The following is a 14515-nucleotide window of genomic DNA, read 5'->3' on the forward strand; positions in this document are numbered from 1 at the left end:
GCGGTCAACTCTACCATCGTGTCGGCACCAACGCCTTCAGGAGGCGACGCGAGGCCGCAGCGCCGGGGCCGGTATCTTTAAGAAATATTATAGATGCTTTTATTTTCTTGGCGACCGTTGCCGCAGGGGGCACTACCTCCAATTGACCTGGGTCAGCTACCCCTTGAAGGGTACCGACGCACCCGGTCATGGCTGGCATAATCCGTTCAAGCGGTGGCGGCCCCGGCCGTCGCCTTACGGTTCAAGAGGTTTGACTCGATCATGCAAGACACCCTGCCGTTCATCCGTCCCCTGGTCGAGAAGTACGACCGTCCGGGGCCGCGCTACACCTCCTATCCCACGGCACCGCAGTTCCAGGCGGCCTTCGCCGAGGACGACTACCGAGCCGCCGTGGAACGCAGCAACCGGGCCGCGACGCCCAAGCCGCTGTCGGCCTATGTGCATATCCCGTTCTGCGAGAGCCTCTGCTACTACTGCGCCTGCAACAAGATCATCACCCACAACCGCGAACGGGCTGCGGAGTACCTTGCCTGGCTCAAGCGGGAGATCGCGCTCCAGGGGACGCTGTTCGACGACTCGCGGCGCATGACTCAACTGCACCTGGGGGGCGGCACGCCCACCTACCTGAACAACGACCAGCTCGGCGAACTGATGGCGGCCCTCGACGCGGTTTTCCACTTCGCCGAGCCCGAGGCGCGGGAGTTCTCGCTGGAGGTGGATCCGCGCACCGTGACCCCCGAGCAGATCCACGAGCTCCATGCCCTGGGCTTCAATCGCCTGAGCTTCGGTGTACAGGACTTCGACCCGAAGGTCCAGGAGGCGGTCAACCGCATCCAGAGCGAGGCCCAGGTGGTGGAACTGGTGGCCGCGGCCCGCGAGGCAGGCTTCGCGTCGGTGAGCGTCGATCTGATCTATGGTCTGCCGCTGCAGACCGTGGCGAGCTTCGACGCCACCCTTTCCAAGATCATCGCCCTGCGGCCGGACCGCATCGCCGCCTACAGCTATGCCCACCTGCCGGAGCTGTTCAAGGCCCAGCGGCTGATCCGTCCCGAGGACATGCCGCCGCCGGAGCGCAAGATCGAGCTGCTCGAGCTGACCATCCGCCGCCTCACCGAGGCGGGCTACGTCTATGTCGGCATGGACCACTTCGCCCTGCCCGAGGACGAGCTCTCCCTGGCCAAGGCGAACGGCGGCCTGCAGCGCAACTTCCAGGGCTACTCGACCCATGCCGACTGCGACCTGATCGGCCTGGGGAATACCGCCATCGGCAAGGTGGGCGACAGCTACAGCCAGAACGTCAAGGAGACCGCCCAGTACCAGGCGCGCCTCGAGGCAGGCCGGCTGCCGGTGATGCGCGGCTATCGTCTCAACGCCGACGACCTGCTGCGTCGCGACGTGATCAACGCCCTGATGTGCCATGGCCGCATCGACTTCGCGGCCATCGAGGCCAGTCACGGTATCGACTTTCGCCACTATTTCGCCGACGCGCTCGCCGAGCTCGAGGAGATGGCGGACGATGGCCTGCTGGTGATCGAGGACGGGGCCATTGAGGTGCGGCCCGCTGGGCGGCTGATGATGCGCAATGCCGCCATGGCCTTCGATGCCTACCTGACACGAAGCGAGGGGCGCTACTCGCGCACCGTCTGAAGCCGATCCTTGTCCCGACGCAACACGGCGCCCCGCGGGGCGCCGTGTTGTCTTGGCCGTCAGCCGATCGATGTCTGGCTCACACGACGCCCTGCTCGATCATGGCGTCGGCGACCCGGCGGAAGCCGGCGATATTAGCGCCCAGCACCAGGTTATGGGGCGCGCCGAATTCCGCCGCGGTCTCGGCGCAGCTGCGGTGGATGTCGGCCAAGATCGCCTGCAGCTTGGTGTCCACCTTCTCCAGGGTCCACTGCTGCATGCTGCTGTTCTGGGCCATTTCCAGCTGGCTGGTGGCCACGCCGCCGGCATTGGCGGCCTTGCCGGGGCCGTAGGCGATCTTGGCGTCGAGGAAACGGTCCACGGCGGCGGCGGTGGAGGGCATGTTGGCCCCTTCACTGATGCAGGTCACCCCGTTGCCCAGCAGGGCCTCGGCATCGGCCTCGGTCAGTTCATTCTGGGTAGCGCAGGGGAAGGCCACGTCGGCGGCGATGCGCCATACGGCATGGCCATCGCTGGGATACTCCTCGCGATCGATATAGTGCGCCTCGGGATGGTGCTCGACATAGTGGCGAAGCGGGGCCCGCTCGACTTCCTTGAGGCGCTTCAGGGTCTCGAGATCGATGCCGCGGGGATCATGGACGGTGCCCCGTGAATCGGAGCAGGTCACCGGCAGTGCGCCAAGCTGATAGAGCTTCTCGATGGTATAGATGGCCACGTTGCCGGCGCCGGAGATCAGGCAGGTCTTGCCGGCGAGGGTCTCGCCGCGGGCCTCGAGCATGTTCTCGGCGAAGTAGACGGCACCATAGCCGGTGGCTTCCTTGCGGCCCAGCGAGCCGCCCCAGTTGAGGCTCTTGCCGGTCAGGATGCCCTCGTAGCGTCCGGTGAGGCGCTTGTACTGGCCATACAGATAGCCGATCTCACGCGCCCCCACGCCGATATCCCCGGCCGGCACGTCGGTGGTCGGGCCGATATGGCGATAGAGCTCGCTCATGAACGCCTGGCAGAAGCGCATGATCTCGGCATCTGACTTGCCCTTGGGGTCGAAGTTCGAGCCCCCCTTGCCGCCGCCGATTGGCAGGCCGGTCAGGGCATTCTTGAAGATCTGCTCGAAGCCCAGGAACTTGATGATGCCGGCATTGACGCTCGGGTGGAAACGCAGCCCGCCCTTGTGGGGTCCCAGCGCCGAGTTGAACTGGATGCGATAGCCCTTGTTCACTCGCACCCGACCGGCATCGTCGGTCCAGCAGATCCGAAACATGATCTGGCGCTCCGGTTCGACGATGCGCTCGATGATGCTGTGATCGTGGTAGCGCGGATCATTCTCGAGGACCGGGCGCAGGCACTCGAGCACCTCTTCGGCGGCCTGGTAGAACTCGGTCTGGGCCGGGCTGCTCTGGCGCAGACCTTCCAGGGTGTCGTGAACGTAGGTCATGCAAATTACCTGTGATGGAAAAGCGAGCGCCACTATAAAGCAATGCACCATTATGCAGCAATTGCATAAAGTATGTCGTTATCATGCGCCTTCTTGACGAAAAGTATCTGGAAAATCTGAAAAGCAGTGCACCAAATTATTTCAATCAGACTATTTTAATAAATGATGGGTTATCGGCATGGCTGGTGCCACCAAGAAGGAGCAAGCGAGGAGCGCCAGCAGACGCTGGATAGGCTGTGTCTTATGTGGTTGGTGGACAATTATGAGTCCGATAAATGGAATGCAGGCCCGAGGATAGCGACTCGCTCTTCAATACCAGCTTCCGAATAAGACCGAGCGACCGGTAGCCGCTCGTGGGCTGGCCGTCGTGTCAGGGGACGGCAGGGGGCCGGCTCGCGATGATCGGCAGAGAGGATCAGCGGTTCAGCATCTGAAGGTACTGCTTCAGCACCACGGCGTTGTTGTGCCGCTCATCGCGCGATGCGTACACCAGCGTCACCCGTTGCTGGCCTGCGCGCTCTGCCAGGTCGCGCAGGCTCTCGCGACAGGTGCGCAGCTCGGCCAGGTAGCGGCGGCGAAACTCGCCCCAGGACAGCTCGCCGTTGTGAAACGCCTGGCGCAGTTTGTCGCTCGGTGCCACGTCCTTGCGCCATTCGTCGATGCTGGCCTGGGCCTTGGCGATTCCCCGCGGCCAGATCCGGTCGACCAACACACGGTAGCCGTCCGTCGGTTCGGGGGAGTCGAAGGCACGCTTCAGGACGATATCCATGGCTCACCTCGCGATCGATCATGGGCTGGCGAGTACAGCATAGCCCGCCCGATCTCTTCCCGGCATGTCGGCCGCGATGGGCAAAGATGCGACGACAGACCGCCGGAGTGCGGCATGGAATGGGCCCTTTTCTCTCTAAGATGTCAATATGTAGTGGAGTGATGACAACTTGTCGTCTATATATGGTGCTCGGCGGTCAAGAATGACGCCGGAGTCTGCCCGTGCATTGACGCATATCAGGGCACGGGCGAGATGGCCGGCTTAGGATGGGCGGCTCGCGGCTCCGGCCGCCCCGCTGTAAGAGGAGAAGTGTTGTCATGCCACTGCCTTTGCCCTCCCTGTCATTGCCACGTCCCCCGGCGCCCAGCCGGCCGATTCGCGCCGTTGACCCGCGTGTTCCCTTGCATGTGAAGCGACGCCTGGTCGAGCCGCTGCCCAACCGCACCTTTGCCGAGCCGCTGGCCGAGGGCGAGTTCGATGCGCTGGAAGGGCGCGGCATCACCCTGGCCATCGAGGATCTCGGCATGGCGCTGACTCTCACCCTGGCGGGCGAGCGCCTGACGGTGTGTGCTGAGCTCGGCGAGGCCACTATCCGCGGCGGCTGGCGGGAGTTCCTCTGTCTGGCCACACGTCGCGAGGATCCCGATGCACTGTTCTTCCAGCGCCGGCTGCTGATCGAGGGCGATACCGAGTTGGGCCTGATGGCCAAGAACCTGCTCGACGGCCGTGAGGAGGGGCTCGCCCAAGGCCGCCTGGGCGAGTGGCTGGTCCACCTGGAGCACCTGGCACGACGCCGCGCCTGACACTGTCCATACTCTTAGCACTGTGGAGACATCGTCCATGAGCACCCCCACCCAGGTTGCCCACACCTCCAGTGAGGTACCGATGCAGGGACCGTCGCGAGACATCTGGGACGCCAAATACCGCCTCAAGGACCGCCACGGCAAGCCGGTGGACAAGGACCCGGCCGCCACCTATGAGCGCGTGGCCCGGGCCCTGGCGGCGGTGGAAGGCGATGCCGCCGAGGCATGGCTGCCGAAGTTCCGCTGGGCGCTGGAGAACGGTGCCATCCCCGCCGGGCGGATCATGTCCAACGCCGGCGCCGAGGCGTACAAGCCCTCGGTGAGCCTGATCAACTGCACCGTCTCGCGCACCATCCGCGACTCCATGCGCGATATCCTCGAGGCCGTAGTCGATGCCGGCATGACGCTCAAGGCGGGTTGCGGTATCGGTTATGAGCTCTCCACCCTGCGCCATAAGGGCGCCTTCGTGTTCGGCGCCGGGGCGGGCACCAACGGCCCCCTGGCGTTCATGGATATCTTCGACAAGATGTGCTTCACGGTGGCATCGGCGGGCGGTCGCCGCGGCGCCCAGATGGGCACCTTCGACGTGGGCCACCCCGATGTACAGGCCTTTATCGAGGCCAAGCGCGAGGCGGGCCGCCTGCGCCAGTTCAACCTCTCGCTGCTGATCACCGACGAGTTCATGGAGGCGGTCAAGAACGACGCCGACTGGCCGCTGGCCTTCCCGCTGCATCCCGGCGAGAAGGATGATGTCGACGAGAACGAGTTGATCTACCGCGACTGGCCGGTGGTCGAGGAGGGCTACACCGTCGATGACCAGGGCCGGGTGGCCTGCCGCGTCGTCGAGGTGATCAAGGCGCGCGCGCTGTGGGACACCATCATGCGTTCCACCTACGATTACGCCGAGCCGGGCTTCATCCTGATCGATGAAGTTAACCGCATGAATAACAACTGGTTCTGCGAGGAGATACGTGCCACCAATCCCTGTGGCGAGCAAGGACTTCCCCCCGAGGGCGCCTGTCTGCTGGGCTCGGTCAACCTGACCCGCTTCGTCATCGACCCCTTTGGCAACAAGCCGCGCTTCGACTGGGACCGCTACCGCCAGGTGGTGGCCATCTTCACCCGCATGCTCGATAACGTGGTGGAGATCAGCGGCCTGCCGCTCGCGGGCCAGCGCCGCGAGCTCGAGGCCAAGCGCCGCCATGGTATGGGCTTCCTGGGCCTGGGCTCCACGCTCACCATGCTCAAGATTCCCTACGGCTCGCCGGAGTCGCTGGCCTTCACCGAGGAGGTGAGCAAGGTGCTGGCCGTTGAGGGCTGGAAGCAGGCCCTCGAGCTGTCCCGCGAGAAGGGCATGGCCCCGGCGCTCGCCGAGGAGTACGCGCTCACCCCGAAGATGCTGCGCGAACGGCCGGAGCTTAAGAAGGACGGCTACGAGGTGGGTGACCGGGTGCCCGGGCGACTCCTGCACGCCCGCTACAGCCGCTACATGCAGAAGATCGCCGAGGTGGCGCCGGAGCTGGTGGCGCAGCTCGCCGAACACGGTGCGCGTTTCACCCACCACAGCTCCATCGCGCCCACCGGCACCATCTCGCTGTCGCTGGGCAACAACGCCTCCAACGGCATCGAACCGTCCTTCTCGCACCGCTACTTCCGCAATGTCATCCAGTCAGGCAAGAAGACCAAGGAGCAGGTGGAGGTGGTCTCCTTCGAGCTGGCCGCCTACCGCCACTTCATCGCCGCCGACGCGGTGGAGAGCGACCTGCCCGACTACTTCATCACCGCCGATGCCGTCACCCCGACGCAGCACGTAGCGGTGCAGGCCGCCGCCCAGGGCTGGGTGGACTCGGCGATCTCCAAGACGGTCAACGTGCCCACCGACTTCCCCTTCGAGGCGTTCAAGGATCTCTACCTGGACGCCTACGCCAGCCGGCTCAAGGGCTGCACCACCTTCCGCTTCAATCCCGAGGCCTTCCAGGGCGTGCTGGTGCGCGAGGACGATCTCAAGAATACCACCTACGTCTTCGAGCTGGAGAACGGCGAGACCGTCGAGCTGGCCGGCGACGAGAAGGTGATCTACGACGGCGAGGAACACAACGCGGCGAACCTCTATGAGGCGCTGAAGGAAGGCACCTATGGCAAGTGGTAATCACGTCACTTGCCGGATTAGCCCCAAGCGATGGACGCCCAGTGCCACCCAACAACTTTCCGGAGGAGCCCCCTGATGGCCGTCGAGATCAATTCTCGAATCGTCTCCTACAGCATCAAGAAGGCGGTGGAGGCGCCGCCGCTGGCCGACGAGAGCCCGCTCACGGTGCGAATCCCCTCGCGTCCCGAGGGCACGCTCGAGGCCGTATCGGAGAAGATCTCCTACGTCGGTGCCGAAGGTCGCAAGAAGGTCTATCTACTGGTCTCCTTCATGCCGGTGGAGGGGGTGCTGGGTGGCCAGCGGGTGGTGATCGAGCGCCCGGTGGAGTTCTTCTTCCCTTCCGGCCAGCTCTCCAGCGAGCACCAGTGGATCACCGCCACCATGCGTAGCCTGTCGCTGGCCGCCCGGGGCGGCTATGTCACCCAGGCGGTGGCCGACCTGCGCAAGGTGGCCTGGGACAAGGGGCTGGTGCGTTGCGGCATGAACCGCTGGGGCAAGCCGATGTTCCACGACTCCGAGGTGGCGGCCATCGCCTGGTCGATCCAGCAGATCCTCTACCGCCGCGGCTTCCTCGACCAGGACGGCCATCAGGTGCCGGTGGAGGAACTGGTGGCCCGCTATGCCCAGCGTCAGGCCAGTGGCCACCTGTGGCAGCCGCCCTCCCCGGAGGCGGTCGAGCAGGCCGAGCGCAAAGCCGTCGAGAAGGGTGACGGCCCTACCGTGGTCGGCCATTGCCCGGAGTGCCGCGGCGAGCTGATCATGATGGACGGCTGCCCGACCTGCACAGGCTGCGGCTGGTCGAAGTGCGGCTAGGAGTTGACCGGCACCGGTCCGAACGAGAAGGGGCGACTGCGTCGCCCCTTCTCCTGCTCAGGCCTTCTCCTTCCGCCTACGCCTTCTTGCCACCGTCGAGGGAAATGTCGAGGCGGATGTGGCGATCCGTCGGTGGCAGGCTGACCACGTCGATCGCATGCTCGGCCATCTTGCGGCGTAACTCCTCATACGCCTGGTCATCGTTCTCCTTGAGCCGAGCCAGCTGGCTTTCGGTGATCCCCTGGCTGCCCAGGTAGTTCTTGGCCGTCTGCCGAAGCGCATCGCCCGTTTCGCCGCTGATGAGTTGGTGAAACTCTTCATCGGCCATGCTGACGTTTTCGATAACAATTTCCATGCACCCCTCCTTAGATGGGCCGAATGGGGATGTGGCACGAGCGTCTACTGCTTTACCCTAGACCTCAGCCATGGGCCCGAGCAAATGGCGGGCGGCGACCCAGCGCGCCTTGCCTTCCCGCGCCGATGAAGGGAGCGCTCCTATGGCGGGTTGCCGTTCAGCGCCTCAGCTCGAGCCGCGCGAAGTGGGGCCTGAGCCGCCGTACCAGGGCCTCCAGCGCCTCCCGGGTCGGGGCACCGGGCACCGGCCGGCAGTAGTCGGGGTCCTGGCACCGCTCGGTGCGAGCCAGCTGCAACGCATAGCGGCGCACGCCGCAGTCGGCCAGCGTCATGGCCAGGCGCTCCACGTCGTCCAGGGTGAAATCCCGCCAGTGCACCGTGGTGCGGCACTCGAAGGCGACGTCGCCGTCGAGCAGGGCCTCCAGGCTGCGGGCATGGCGCTGCCAGACGCCGGGACGGCCGCCGATGCGATCGAAGTGGCGGCCGCGGCCCTTGACGTCCAGGGCGACCCAGTCCAGCTGCGGCAGCAAGGCGGTCAGGCGCTCCGGGTAAGGGCCCGCCGTGTGCAGGCCCACGGCGAGGCCCCGCTCACGGACCCGGGCGATGGCCTCGGGAAGGTCGGTGTGCAGGGTCGGCTCGCCGCCGCTGAATACCACCGCCTCCAGGTCGCCGAGGCGTGCCGAGAGGTAGTCATGAACCGCCTCCCACTCGCCGGGGTCGCCGCGTCGCGGCGCCATCATCTGGCCGTTTTCGCAGTAGCCGCACTGCAGCGGGCAGCCCTGGAGGTAGATCACCAGGGCACGACGCCCGGGGAAGGCCTGGCAGTCGAGGGTGGTCAGCCCGGCCAGCGGCAGCCGCAGCGGTGCCTGGCCGACCGGGACGAGCGGTTGCACCGGGATCCTCATGACGTCGCCTCGGCGCGGGTGTTGTCCATGCCGGGCCGGCCGTGCCAGTAGCCGTCACAGAGGCCGGCGTCGACCAGGGCCAGCGGATCGGGGGCGGGAAGCGTTCCGCGCCGCGCCGCATCGAAGGTGACCACTACCTCGGCCATGCCCTCGGCGCGGGGGCTGAGCCGCGCCACCGCCACGTCCAGCTCGGCCATGGTGGGCACCTCGTGACGCAGATCCTGGCAGGCCCCGGACAGGGTCTGGATGCCGTTGAGGGTGAAGACCTCCCGGGCCTCCTGGGAGCGCAGCGCCAGGCCCTCGGGGTACTGTTGGCAGACGAACCGGCAGCGGTCCTTGGGTTTCTGGTGGCGCCGGGCGGTGAAGCAGCGCGACGACCAGGCCAGCGGCAGGTGACCGTAGGCGAGTACCTCGCAGGGCGCCTCGAGCCCTTCCGCGCGGCAGTCAGCGAGCAGCCGGGCGAGATCATGGCGCGACATTTCCACCGGGGCGTGCCAGCGCTGCATGCCGGCGCGTGCCATGACGCCGATCGCCGCGGTGTTGTAGAGGTTGAGGGCCGCCCCGGCGACGAAGGGCAAGCCGGCCGCCGAGAGCCGCTGCACCGCACTCTGGTCGTTGGCCTCGACGGTGAATTCGCCGTTGTCGCACAACTTGCGCAGGTCGCGCAGGTCGCGCAGGTCGGCCTCGGACTCGATCAGCGTCTGGCTCGCCAGCACCACCCGCTTGCCGCTCTGGGCGAGCTCCCGGCCTAGCCCTAGCCAGTCGTCGAGCTTCATGTCGCGGCGCCGCGAGCAGACCGACTCACCGAGGTAAACGATCTCGATGGGCCAGTCGGCGGCCTCCCGATAGAAGGCCGCATAGCGCTCGCGGGTCCAGTAGAAGAGCACCGGGCCCAGCGACAGCTGCAGGGTGTCGGAAGTCGGCATGGGGTCTCCTATTTCCAGTGACGCTCATAGGCGCCCAGGGTGGTGGTGGTGCCCTCGGAGAGCGCACCGAGGCCGGTCATCCAGGCGGGGTCAGGATGGAAGCGCACCGGGGACTGGGCGAGGCGGTCCAGCGCCTGGCGCCAGATGCCGGCCACCTTCGACACGTAGGCGGGGCTGCGCTGGCGGCCCTCGATCTTCACCGCGTGGATGCCGAGTTCCTTGAGCTCCGGCAGCAGCTCCAGGGTATTGAGGCTGGTGGGTTCCTCGATGGCGTGGTAGGTCTCGCCCCCGACCTCGAAGCGTCCCTTGCACAGGGTCGGGTAGCCGGCCCGTTCGCCCTCGCCGTAGCGGTCGATCAGCACGCCGCCCAGGCGCGATTCCAGGCCCGCCGGGGTCTGTTCCCAGCGCACGTGAGCCGCGGGCGAGCAGACGCCGCGGGTGTTGGGCGACTCGCCGGTGAGGTAGGACGACAGGTAGCAGCGCCCCTCGGCCATGATGCACAGGCTGCCGAAGGCGAACACCTCGAGCTCCACCGGGCTTTGCTTCGCCAGATCACGCACCTGGGTGATGGAGAGCACGCGGGGCAGCACGGCGCGCCGGATGCCGAACTGCTCGTGGTAGAAGCGCAGTGCCTCGACGCTGGTGGCCGAGCCCTGTACCGAGAGGTGGCGGGGAAGGGAGGGATGGCGTCGCGCGGCGTAGTCCAAAAGCCCCATGTCGGCCAGGATCAGGGCGTCGACACCCAACTCGGCGGCCTGGTCCACGGCACGGGTCCACAGGGCCCAGCCGTCGGGCTGCGGGTAGGTGTTGATGGCACAGAACACCCGCTTGCCGCGGGCGTGGGCGTAGTCGATGCCCTCCCGGGCACGCCGGCCGGTGAAGTTAAGCCCGGCGAACTGGCGGGCGTTGGTGGCGTTCTGGAAGCCGAAATAGACGGCGTCGGCTCCTTCATCCACGGCCCGCTTCAGGGCGGGCAGGTTGCCAGCCGGGCAGACGAGCTCCATGGCGAGACTCCTGTCGATAAAAACCCGACCATGCTAGTCGAGCATTCGTGGCCGTCCTTTGATGCATGTCATGCCGGGGCGCCACAAGGCCGCCGGAAGGGCATGGCTGGCCTAGGCTTGCCGCAAGAGAGGTTGCCGCGTGGAGGCCGCATGGACATCGAGCAGCTCTTCAATGCCAGCTTCGTGCGCGTGCTCAACCGCGAGGTCAACGGCCAGGAGTTTTTCGAGGCCTTCTATGAGCGCTTCATCGCCGCTTCGCCGGAGGTCGCGGAGAAGTTCCGCCACACCGATATGGCGCGACAGCGGCTCATGCTCAAGAAGGCTTTCTATCACCTGTTGGCCTTCTACGGGTCGAGCAATGCCGACTACTACCTCGATCAGGTGGCGATCAGCCACAGTCGTGCCCACCTCGACATACGCCCCGGGCTCTATGACCTGTGGCTCGATGCGCTGGTCGAGACGGCACGTCGCTTCGACGACGAGTTCAATGACGACGTGGAGTTGGCCTGGCGGCTGGTGATGACGCCGGGGATCGTCTACGTGACCTTCCACTATGACCGGGTGGCGGGGCCTCCTGAGCCGCGAGCCACGGATGGGCCAGCCGCGCGGTAAGCTCACGCGGCCGGCGTCCCCATGGGCCGCCAGGGCCCCTAAGAGGCCGGGCTCAGGGCTCGACCGCCGCCGTGGGCCGAGCGTCGCACAGCGGGCAGAAATCGGCCTGCTCGTCATGGCCCAGCTTCAGGCCCGTGCGTCCCGCGGCGATCTGCCGATAGAGCCGCTGGAAGTCGGGGCTGCCCTCGGCGGGGGCCACGAGAGGCGCGAGCGCCAGGTGCTCGAGTTCATCCGCGGGGAGATGCACCTCGAACAGCGGAAAGACCCGGTGGTTTTCGGTATGCAGATGGTGGTGGTAGAGCTCGCTGAAGGCACGTGCCAGGTTGAGGGTGTTGATATCCAGTTCCTCGTCCGGACACTCGTCGGCCAGCCGCCGCATCTTGGCCTCAAGCTCGCGGCCGTAGGTCGCAATCCGGTGATGCTCCTCGACCAGCACGGCGAGTAGCTCGCGGCTGACCGGGTGATGGGCGGCGAGGCATTCGAACAGCCGGTCCTCTACCCCGTGGTGCCACTCCTCGGGCTGTCGGGTCAGGTAGTGAAAGAGCCGGGCCAGGAGCTGGTGGTCAGGCACTTCCTGGCAGGCAGCGATATGCAGCTGTCGGTCGAGGATGCACAGCAGCGCCTCGTAGCGATAGTGGTCGGCATGCAGTCGCTCGAGCAGGATGGCTTTCATGGTGGCCTCCCCGGCGCATCGTCGAGGCGACGCGCCGTCGTGAGTGTGGCCGGCGATCAGCCGGCGCGTTCGAACAGCAGGTTGTTCTCGAGATGGATATGCTGCATCAGGTCATCGCGGAACTCGCGCAGCCCGGTATAGAGGGCACGCCAGGTGGTGCAGGCGCCCCTGGGGGGCGTGATGTCGTTGGTCAGGGCCATCAGCTGGTCGAGGTTTTCGCCGTGGTCGTCATGCTCGTGGCGCATCACCGTGATGGGCCCCCGGGCCTGGGCACCCAGCTCCCGGCGCAGCATCGGGAAGAGGATCTGTTCCTCCTTCTGCATGTGGCTTTCCATCTCCTGGTAGAGCGCAGTGAGCAGGTCGGCCAGGCCATGGGGGCAGGTGTCACGTGCGCCATGGACCTGCTCCACCCGGCGGGCCATGCGCATAAGCTCGGGCAGCTGCCGACGGTGCACGTCATGGTAGCGGGTAAGGATATGCTCGATCAGTTCCTCGTTGCTGGCCGCTTGCCAGTCGCGTTCCGCATGCTGACCGGCGGGCAGTGCCTCGAGCTCGGTGACCAGGGCCTGCGGTGCCAGGCCCACGCGCTCGGCGGCCTCTTGCAGGCTGAGGCGGCCACCGCAACAGAAATCGATGTGGTGGTCATGGAAGATACGGGTCGCGCCTGGCAGGGTCAGGGCGGTACGGCCGACGGTCTGTTCAAGAAGGCTCATGGGCGGGCTCCAGGGAAGGGAATGACACTCTTCCTGAGCAACTGGCATGCCAGCTTCCCTGTCTCATGCCCGTCAAGGAGTTACAAGCAGCCGGGTACCCATTACCCTCTTCAAGCGAGGTCATGAAGACCATGAAAGGGTAGAATTCACCATGCTTGACGAAACCCTGCTGGCCGATCTGGTCGCCGAGTTGCCCAGCGCGGTACGCCTGCAGCGTCTGGTGCGCACCCTGCGCGAAGGCTTTCGCTGCGGTGCCGTCTGCCTGCTGCGCCTGCAGGAGGACGTGCTGGTACCGGTGGCCGTGGAGGGGCTGGTCCGCGAGGCGCTGGGCCGGCGCTTCGAGGTGGCGCATCATCCGCGCCTGGCCACCATCCTCGCCAGCCGCCGTACCACGCTCTTCCCGCCGGATGCGTCCCTGCCCGACCCCTATGACGGCCTGGTCGAGCAGCAACCAGGCCAGCCGCTGCACGTCCACGATTGCATGGGGATCAGCCTTCACGTGGAGGGTGAGCCCTGGGGCGTGCTGACCCTGGATGCGCTGGAGGCGGGCACCTTCGATGCCGACGACCGGACGGCCTTGGAGCGCTATGCCTTGCTGATCGAGGCGGCCGTGCGGGTGACCCGCCTGGAGCAGGACCTGCACGCCCTGCGCATGGCACGGCAGGGGGCGAGCCTGCCCGTGGACGTGCCCGAGGCCGACGAGATCCTGGGCCACAGCAGCGTGCTGCAGCGCCTGCTCCGGGAATTGGACGTGGTGGCGGCGTCCGACCTGCCGGTGCTGCTCAGCGGCGAGACCGGCGTGGGCAAGGAACTGTTTGCGCGCCGGCTCCACCGGCGCTCGGCCCGAAGCGAGGCGCCGCTGGTGCAGGTCAACTGTGCGGCGCTGCCGGAGTCGCTGGCCGAGAGCGAGCTGTTCGGCCATGTGAAGGGGGCCTTCTCCGGCGCCGCCGGCGATCGCGCCGGGCGCTTTGAGGCGGCCGATGGCGGCACCCTGCTGCTCGACGAGGTGGGCGAGCTGCCGCTGCCGATCCAGGCCAAGCTGCTGCGTGCCCTGCAGAATGGCGAGATACAACGGCTCGGCGAGGACACCCCGCGCCGGGTCGATGTGCGCATCATTGCCGCCACCAACCGCCACCTGGCCGACGGCGTGCGCGACGGGCGTTTCCGCGCCGACCTCTATCACCGGCTGTCGGTCTATCCGGTGGCCATTCCCCCGCTTCGCGAGCGCGGCAGCGACGTCCTAGTGCTAGCGGGTCACTTCCTGGAGATCAACCGCGCGCGGCTGGGGGTACGCAGCCTGCGTCTCTCACCCGCGGCCGAGGAGGCACTGCTGGCCTACGCCTGGCCGGGTAACGTGCGCGAGCTGGAGCACGTGATCAGCCGGACGGCGATCAAGGCATTGAGCCAGGGCGCCCGCCGTGACGAGATCATTACCCTGGTGCCGGACTGGCTCGATCTTCCCGGCCCAGCGGGGGAAGGGGGCAACGAACCGGACGTACCAGAGAAGCCGGATGAGGTCGCGTCATCGAGCCTGCGCGACCAGGTCGAGCAGGCGCAGCGCCAGGCGATCCGCGCCGCCCTGGCCACCTGCGACGGCCGCTGGGCCGCCGCCGCCCGGCGCCTGGAGGTGGATCCCAGCAACCTGCACAAGCTGGCCCGACGACTGGGGATCAAGGCCGGGCGCTGAGCCTTCGCGCTGCCCCTTGATCGAGGTC

General features: G+C 66.6%; 14 protein-coding genes. 6 read left to right on the top strand and 8 right to left on the bottom strand.

The genetic code is table 11. The annotated features are described in order from the left end of the window. Positions 1–261 precede the first annotated feature (261 nt). Positions 262–1647, top strand: a complete 1386-nt coding sequence (hemN, locus tag FHR94_RS07760) for an oxygen-independent coproporphyrinogen III oxidase (RefSeq protein ID WP_183325067.1) — start codon at positions 262–264, stop codon at positions 1645–1647. Between the two features lie 79 nt (positions 1648–1726). Here the strand turns inward: hemN and gdhA are convergent, their stop codons facing one another. Together gdhA and FHR94_RS07770 are read right to left on the bottom strand one after the other, a co-directional pair. Then, positions 1727–3079 carry an NADP-specific glutamate dehydrogenase gene (gene gdhA / locus FHR94_RS07765; protein WP_183325068.1) on the bottom strand — a complete coding sequence of 451 codons (1353 nt, stop codon included), beginning with the start codon at positions 3077–3079 and terminating at the stop codon, positions 1727–1729. Between the two features lie 415 nt (positions 3080–3494). Then, positions 3495–3848 carry a DUF488 domain-containing protein gene (locus FHR94_RS07770; RefSeq protein WP_183325069.1) on the bottom strand — a complete coding sequence of 118 codons (354 nt, stop codon included), beginning with the start codon at positions 3846–3848 and terminating at the stop codon, positions 3495–3497. A gap of 317 nt (positions 3849–4165) precedes the next feature. Between FHR94_RS07770 and ubiT the strand changes: the two genes are divergently transcribed. The 3 genes from ubiT (at position 4166) to FHR94_RS07785 (ending at position 7613) form a co-directional block, all read left to right on the top strand. Then, on the top strand, positions 4166–4651 hold the full coding sequence (ubiT, locus tag FHR94_RS07775) for a ubiquinone anaerobic biosynthesis accessory factor UbiT (RefSeq protein ID WP_183325070.1): 486 nt from the start codon (positions 4166–4168) through the stop codon (positions 4649–4651). Between the two features lie 37 nt (positions 4652–4688). Then, a complete protein-coding gene (locus FHR94_RS07780; protein ID WP_183325071.1) occupies positions 4689–6800 on the top strand; it encodes an adenosylcobalamin-dependent ribonucleoside-diphosphate reductase in 2112 nt (703 codons plus the stop codon). Positions 6801–6875: 75 nt separating this feature from the next. Further along, complete coding sequence (locus FHR94_RS07785; protein ID WP_183325072.1) at positions 6876–7613, top strand: ribonucleoside-diphosphate reductase; 738 nt, start codon at positions 6876–6878, stop codon at positions 7611–7613. Positions 7614–7689: 76 nt separating this feature from the next. Here the strand turns inward: FHR94_RS07785 and FHR94_RS07790 are convergent, their stop codons facing one another. The 4 genes from FHR94_RS07790 to ubiU form a co-directional block, all read right to left on the bottom strand. Then, positions 7690–7968, bottom strand: coding sequence for a hypothetical protein (locus FHR94_RS07790; protein WP_183325073.1), 279 nt, complete (start codon positions 7966–7968; stop codon positions 7690–7692). Positions 7969–8125: 157 nt separating this feature from the next. Continuing rightward, positions 8126–8860 (bottom strand): anaerobic ribonucleoside-triphosphate reductase activating protein, encoded by a 735-nt coding sequence (locus tag FHR94_RS07795; RefSeq protein WP_343064646.1) that lies wholly within the window; start codon positions 8858–8860, stop codon positions 8126–8128. Positions 8861–8868: 8 nt separating this feature from the next. Next, positions 8869–9798, bottom strand: a complete 930-nt coding sequence (locus FHR94_RS07800; RefSeq protein WP_183325075.1) for a U32 family peptidase — start codon at positions 9796–9798, stop codon at positions 8869–8871. Between the two features lie 8 nt (positions 9799–9806). Continuing rightward, positions 9807–10802: a ubiquinone anaerobic biosynthesis protein UbiU gene (ubiU, locus tag FHR94_RS07805; RefSeq protein ID WP_183325076.1), complete on the bottom strand. Its 996-nt coding sequence runs from the start codon at positions 10800–10802 to the stop codon at positions 9807–9809. Positions 10803–10952: 150 nt separating this feature from the next. On the opposite strand from ubiU, the gene FHR94_RS07810 reads away from it, so the two are divergent. Continuing rightward, complete coding sequence (locus FHR94_RS07810; protein ID WP_183325077.1) at positions 10953–11414, top strand: globin; 462 nt, start codon at positions 10953–10955, stop codon at positions 11412–11414. 52 nt (positions 11415–11466) lie between these two features. Here FHR94_RS07810 and FHR94_RS07815 read toward each other — a convergent pair whose 3' ends face one another. Both FHR94_RS07815 and ytfE read right to left on the bottom strand, forming a co-directional pair. Beyond that, positions 11467–12087: a hemerythrin domain-containing protein gene (locus tag FHR94_RS07815; protein ID WP_183325078.1), complete on the bottom strand. Its 621-nt coding sequence runs from the start codon at positions 12085–12087 to the stop codon at positions 11467–11469. 56 nt (positions 12088–12143) lie between these two features. Further along, positions 12144–12800, bottom strand: coding sequence for an iron-sulfur cluster repair protein YtfE (gene ytfE, locus FHR94_RS07820; RefSeq protein WP_183325079.1), 657 nt, complete (start codon positions 12798–12800; stop codon positions 12144–12146). A gap of 151 nt (positions 12801–12951) precedes the next feature. Here ytfE and norR point away from each other — a divergent pair, with 151 nt between their 5' ends. Then, a complete protein-coding gene (gene norR / locus FHR94_RS07825; protein WP_183325080.1) occupies positions 12952–14487 on the top strand; it encodes a nitric oxide reductase transcriptional regulator NorR in 1536 nt (511 codons plus the stop codon). Positions 14488–14515: the final 28 nt, after the last annotated feature.

Origin of the sequence: Halomonas cerina (genome assembly GCF_014192215.1) — a bacterium.
GTDB lineage: Bacteria > Pseudomonadota > Gammaproteobacteria > Pseudomonadales > Halomonadaceae > Halomonas > Halomonas cerina.

Bases quoted from the DNA above. Each gene is read 5' to 3' on its own strand.
- hemN (WP_183325067.1), top strand. From the start codon at position 262: ATGCAAGACACCCTGCCGTTCATCCGTCCCCTGGTCGAGAAGTACGAC.
- gdhA (WP_183325068.1), bottom strand. From the start codon at position 3,079: ATGACCTACGTTCACGACACCCTGGAAGGTCTGCGCCAGAGCAGCCCG.
- FHR94_RS07770 (WP_183325069.1), bottom strand. From the start codon at position 3,848: ATGGATATCGTCCTGAAGCGTGCCTTCGACTCCCCCGAACCGACGGAC.
- ubiT (WP_183325070.1), top strand. From the start codon at position 4,166: ATGCCACTGCCTTTGCCCTCCCTGTCATTGCCACGTCCCCCGGCGCCC.
- FHR94_RS07780 (WP_183325071.1), top strand. From the start codon at position 4,689: ATGAGCACCCCCACCCAGGTTGCCCACACCTCCAGTGAGGTACCGATG.
- FHR94_RS07785 (WP_183325072.1), top strand. From the start codon at position 6,876: ATGGCCGTCGAGATCAATTCTCGAATCGTCTCCTACAGCATCAAGAAG.
- FHR94_RS07790 (WP_183325073.1), bottom strand. From the start codon at position 7,968: ATGGAAATTGTTATCGAAAACGTCAGCATGGCCGATGAAGAGTTTCAC.
- FHR94_RS07800 (WP_183325075.1), bottom strand. From the start codon at position 9,798: ATGCCGACTTCCGACACCCTGCAGCTGTCGCTGGGCCCGGTGCTCTTC.
- ubiU (WP_183325076.1), bottom strand. From the start codon at position 10,802: ATGGAGCTCGTCTGCCCGGCTGGCAACCTGCCCGCCCTGAAGCGGGCC.
- FHR94_RS07810 (WP_183325077.1), top strand. From the start codon at position 10,953: ATGGACATCGAGCAGCTCTTCAATGCCAGCTTCGTGCGCGTGCTCAAC.
- FHR94_RS07815 (WP_183325078.1), bottom strand. From the start codon at position 12,087: ATGAAAGCCATCCTGCTCGAGCGACTGCATGCCGACCACTATCGCTAC.
- ytfE (WP_183325079.1), bottom strand. From the start codon at position 12,800: ATGAGCCTTCTTGAACAGACCGTCGGCCGTACCGCCCTGACCCTGCCA.
- norR (WP_183325080.1), top strand. From the start codon at position 12,952: ATGCTTGACGAAACCCTGCTGGCCGATCTGGTCGCCGAGTTGCCCAGC.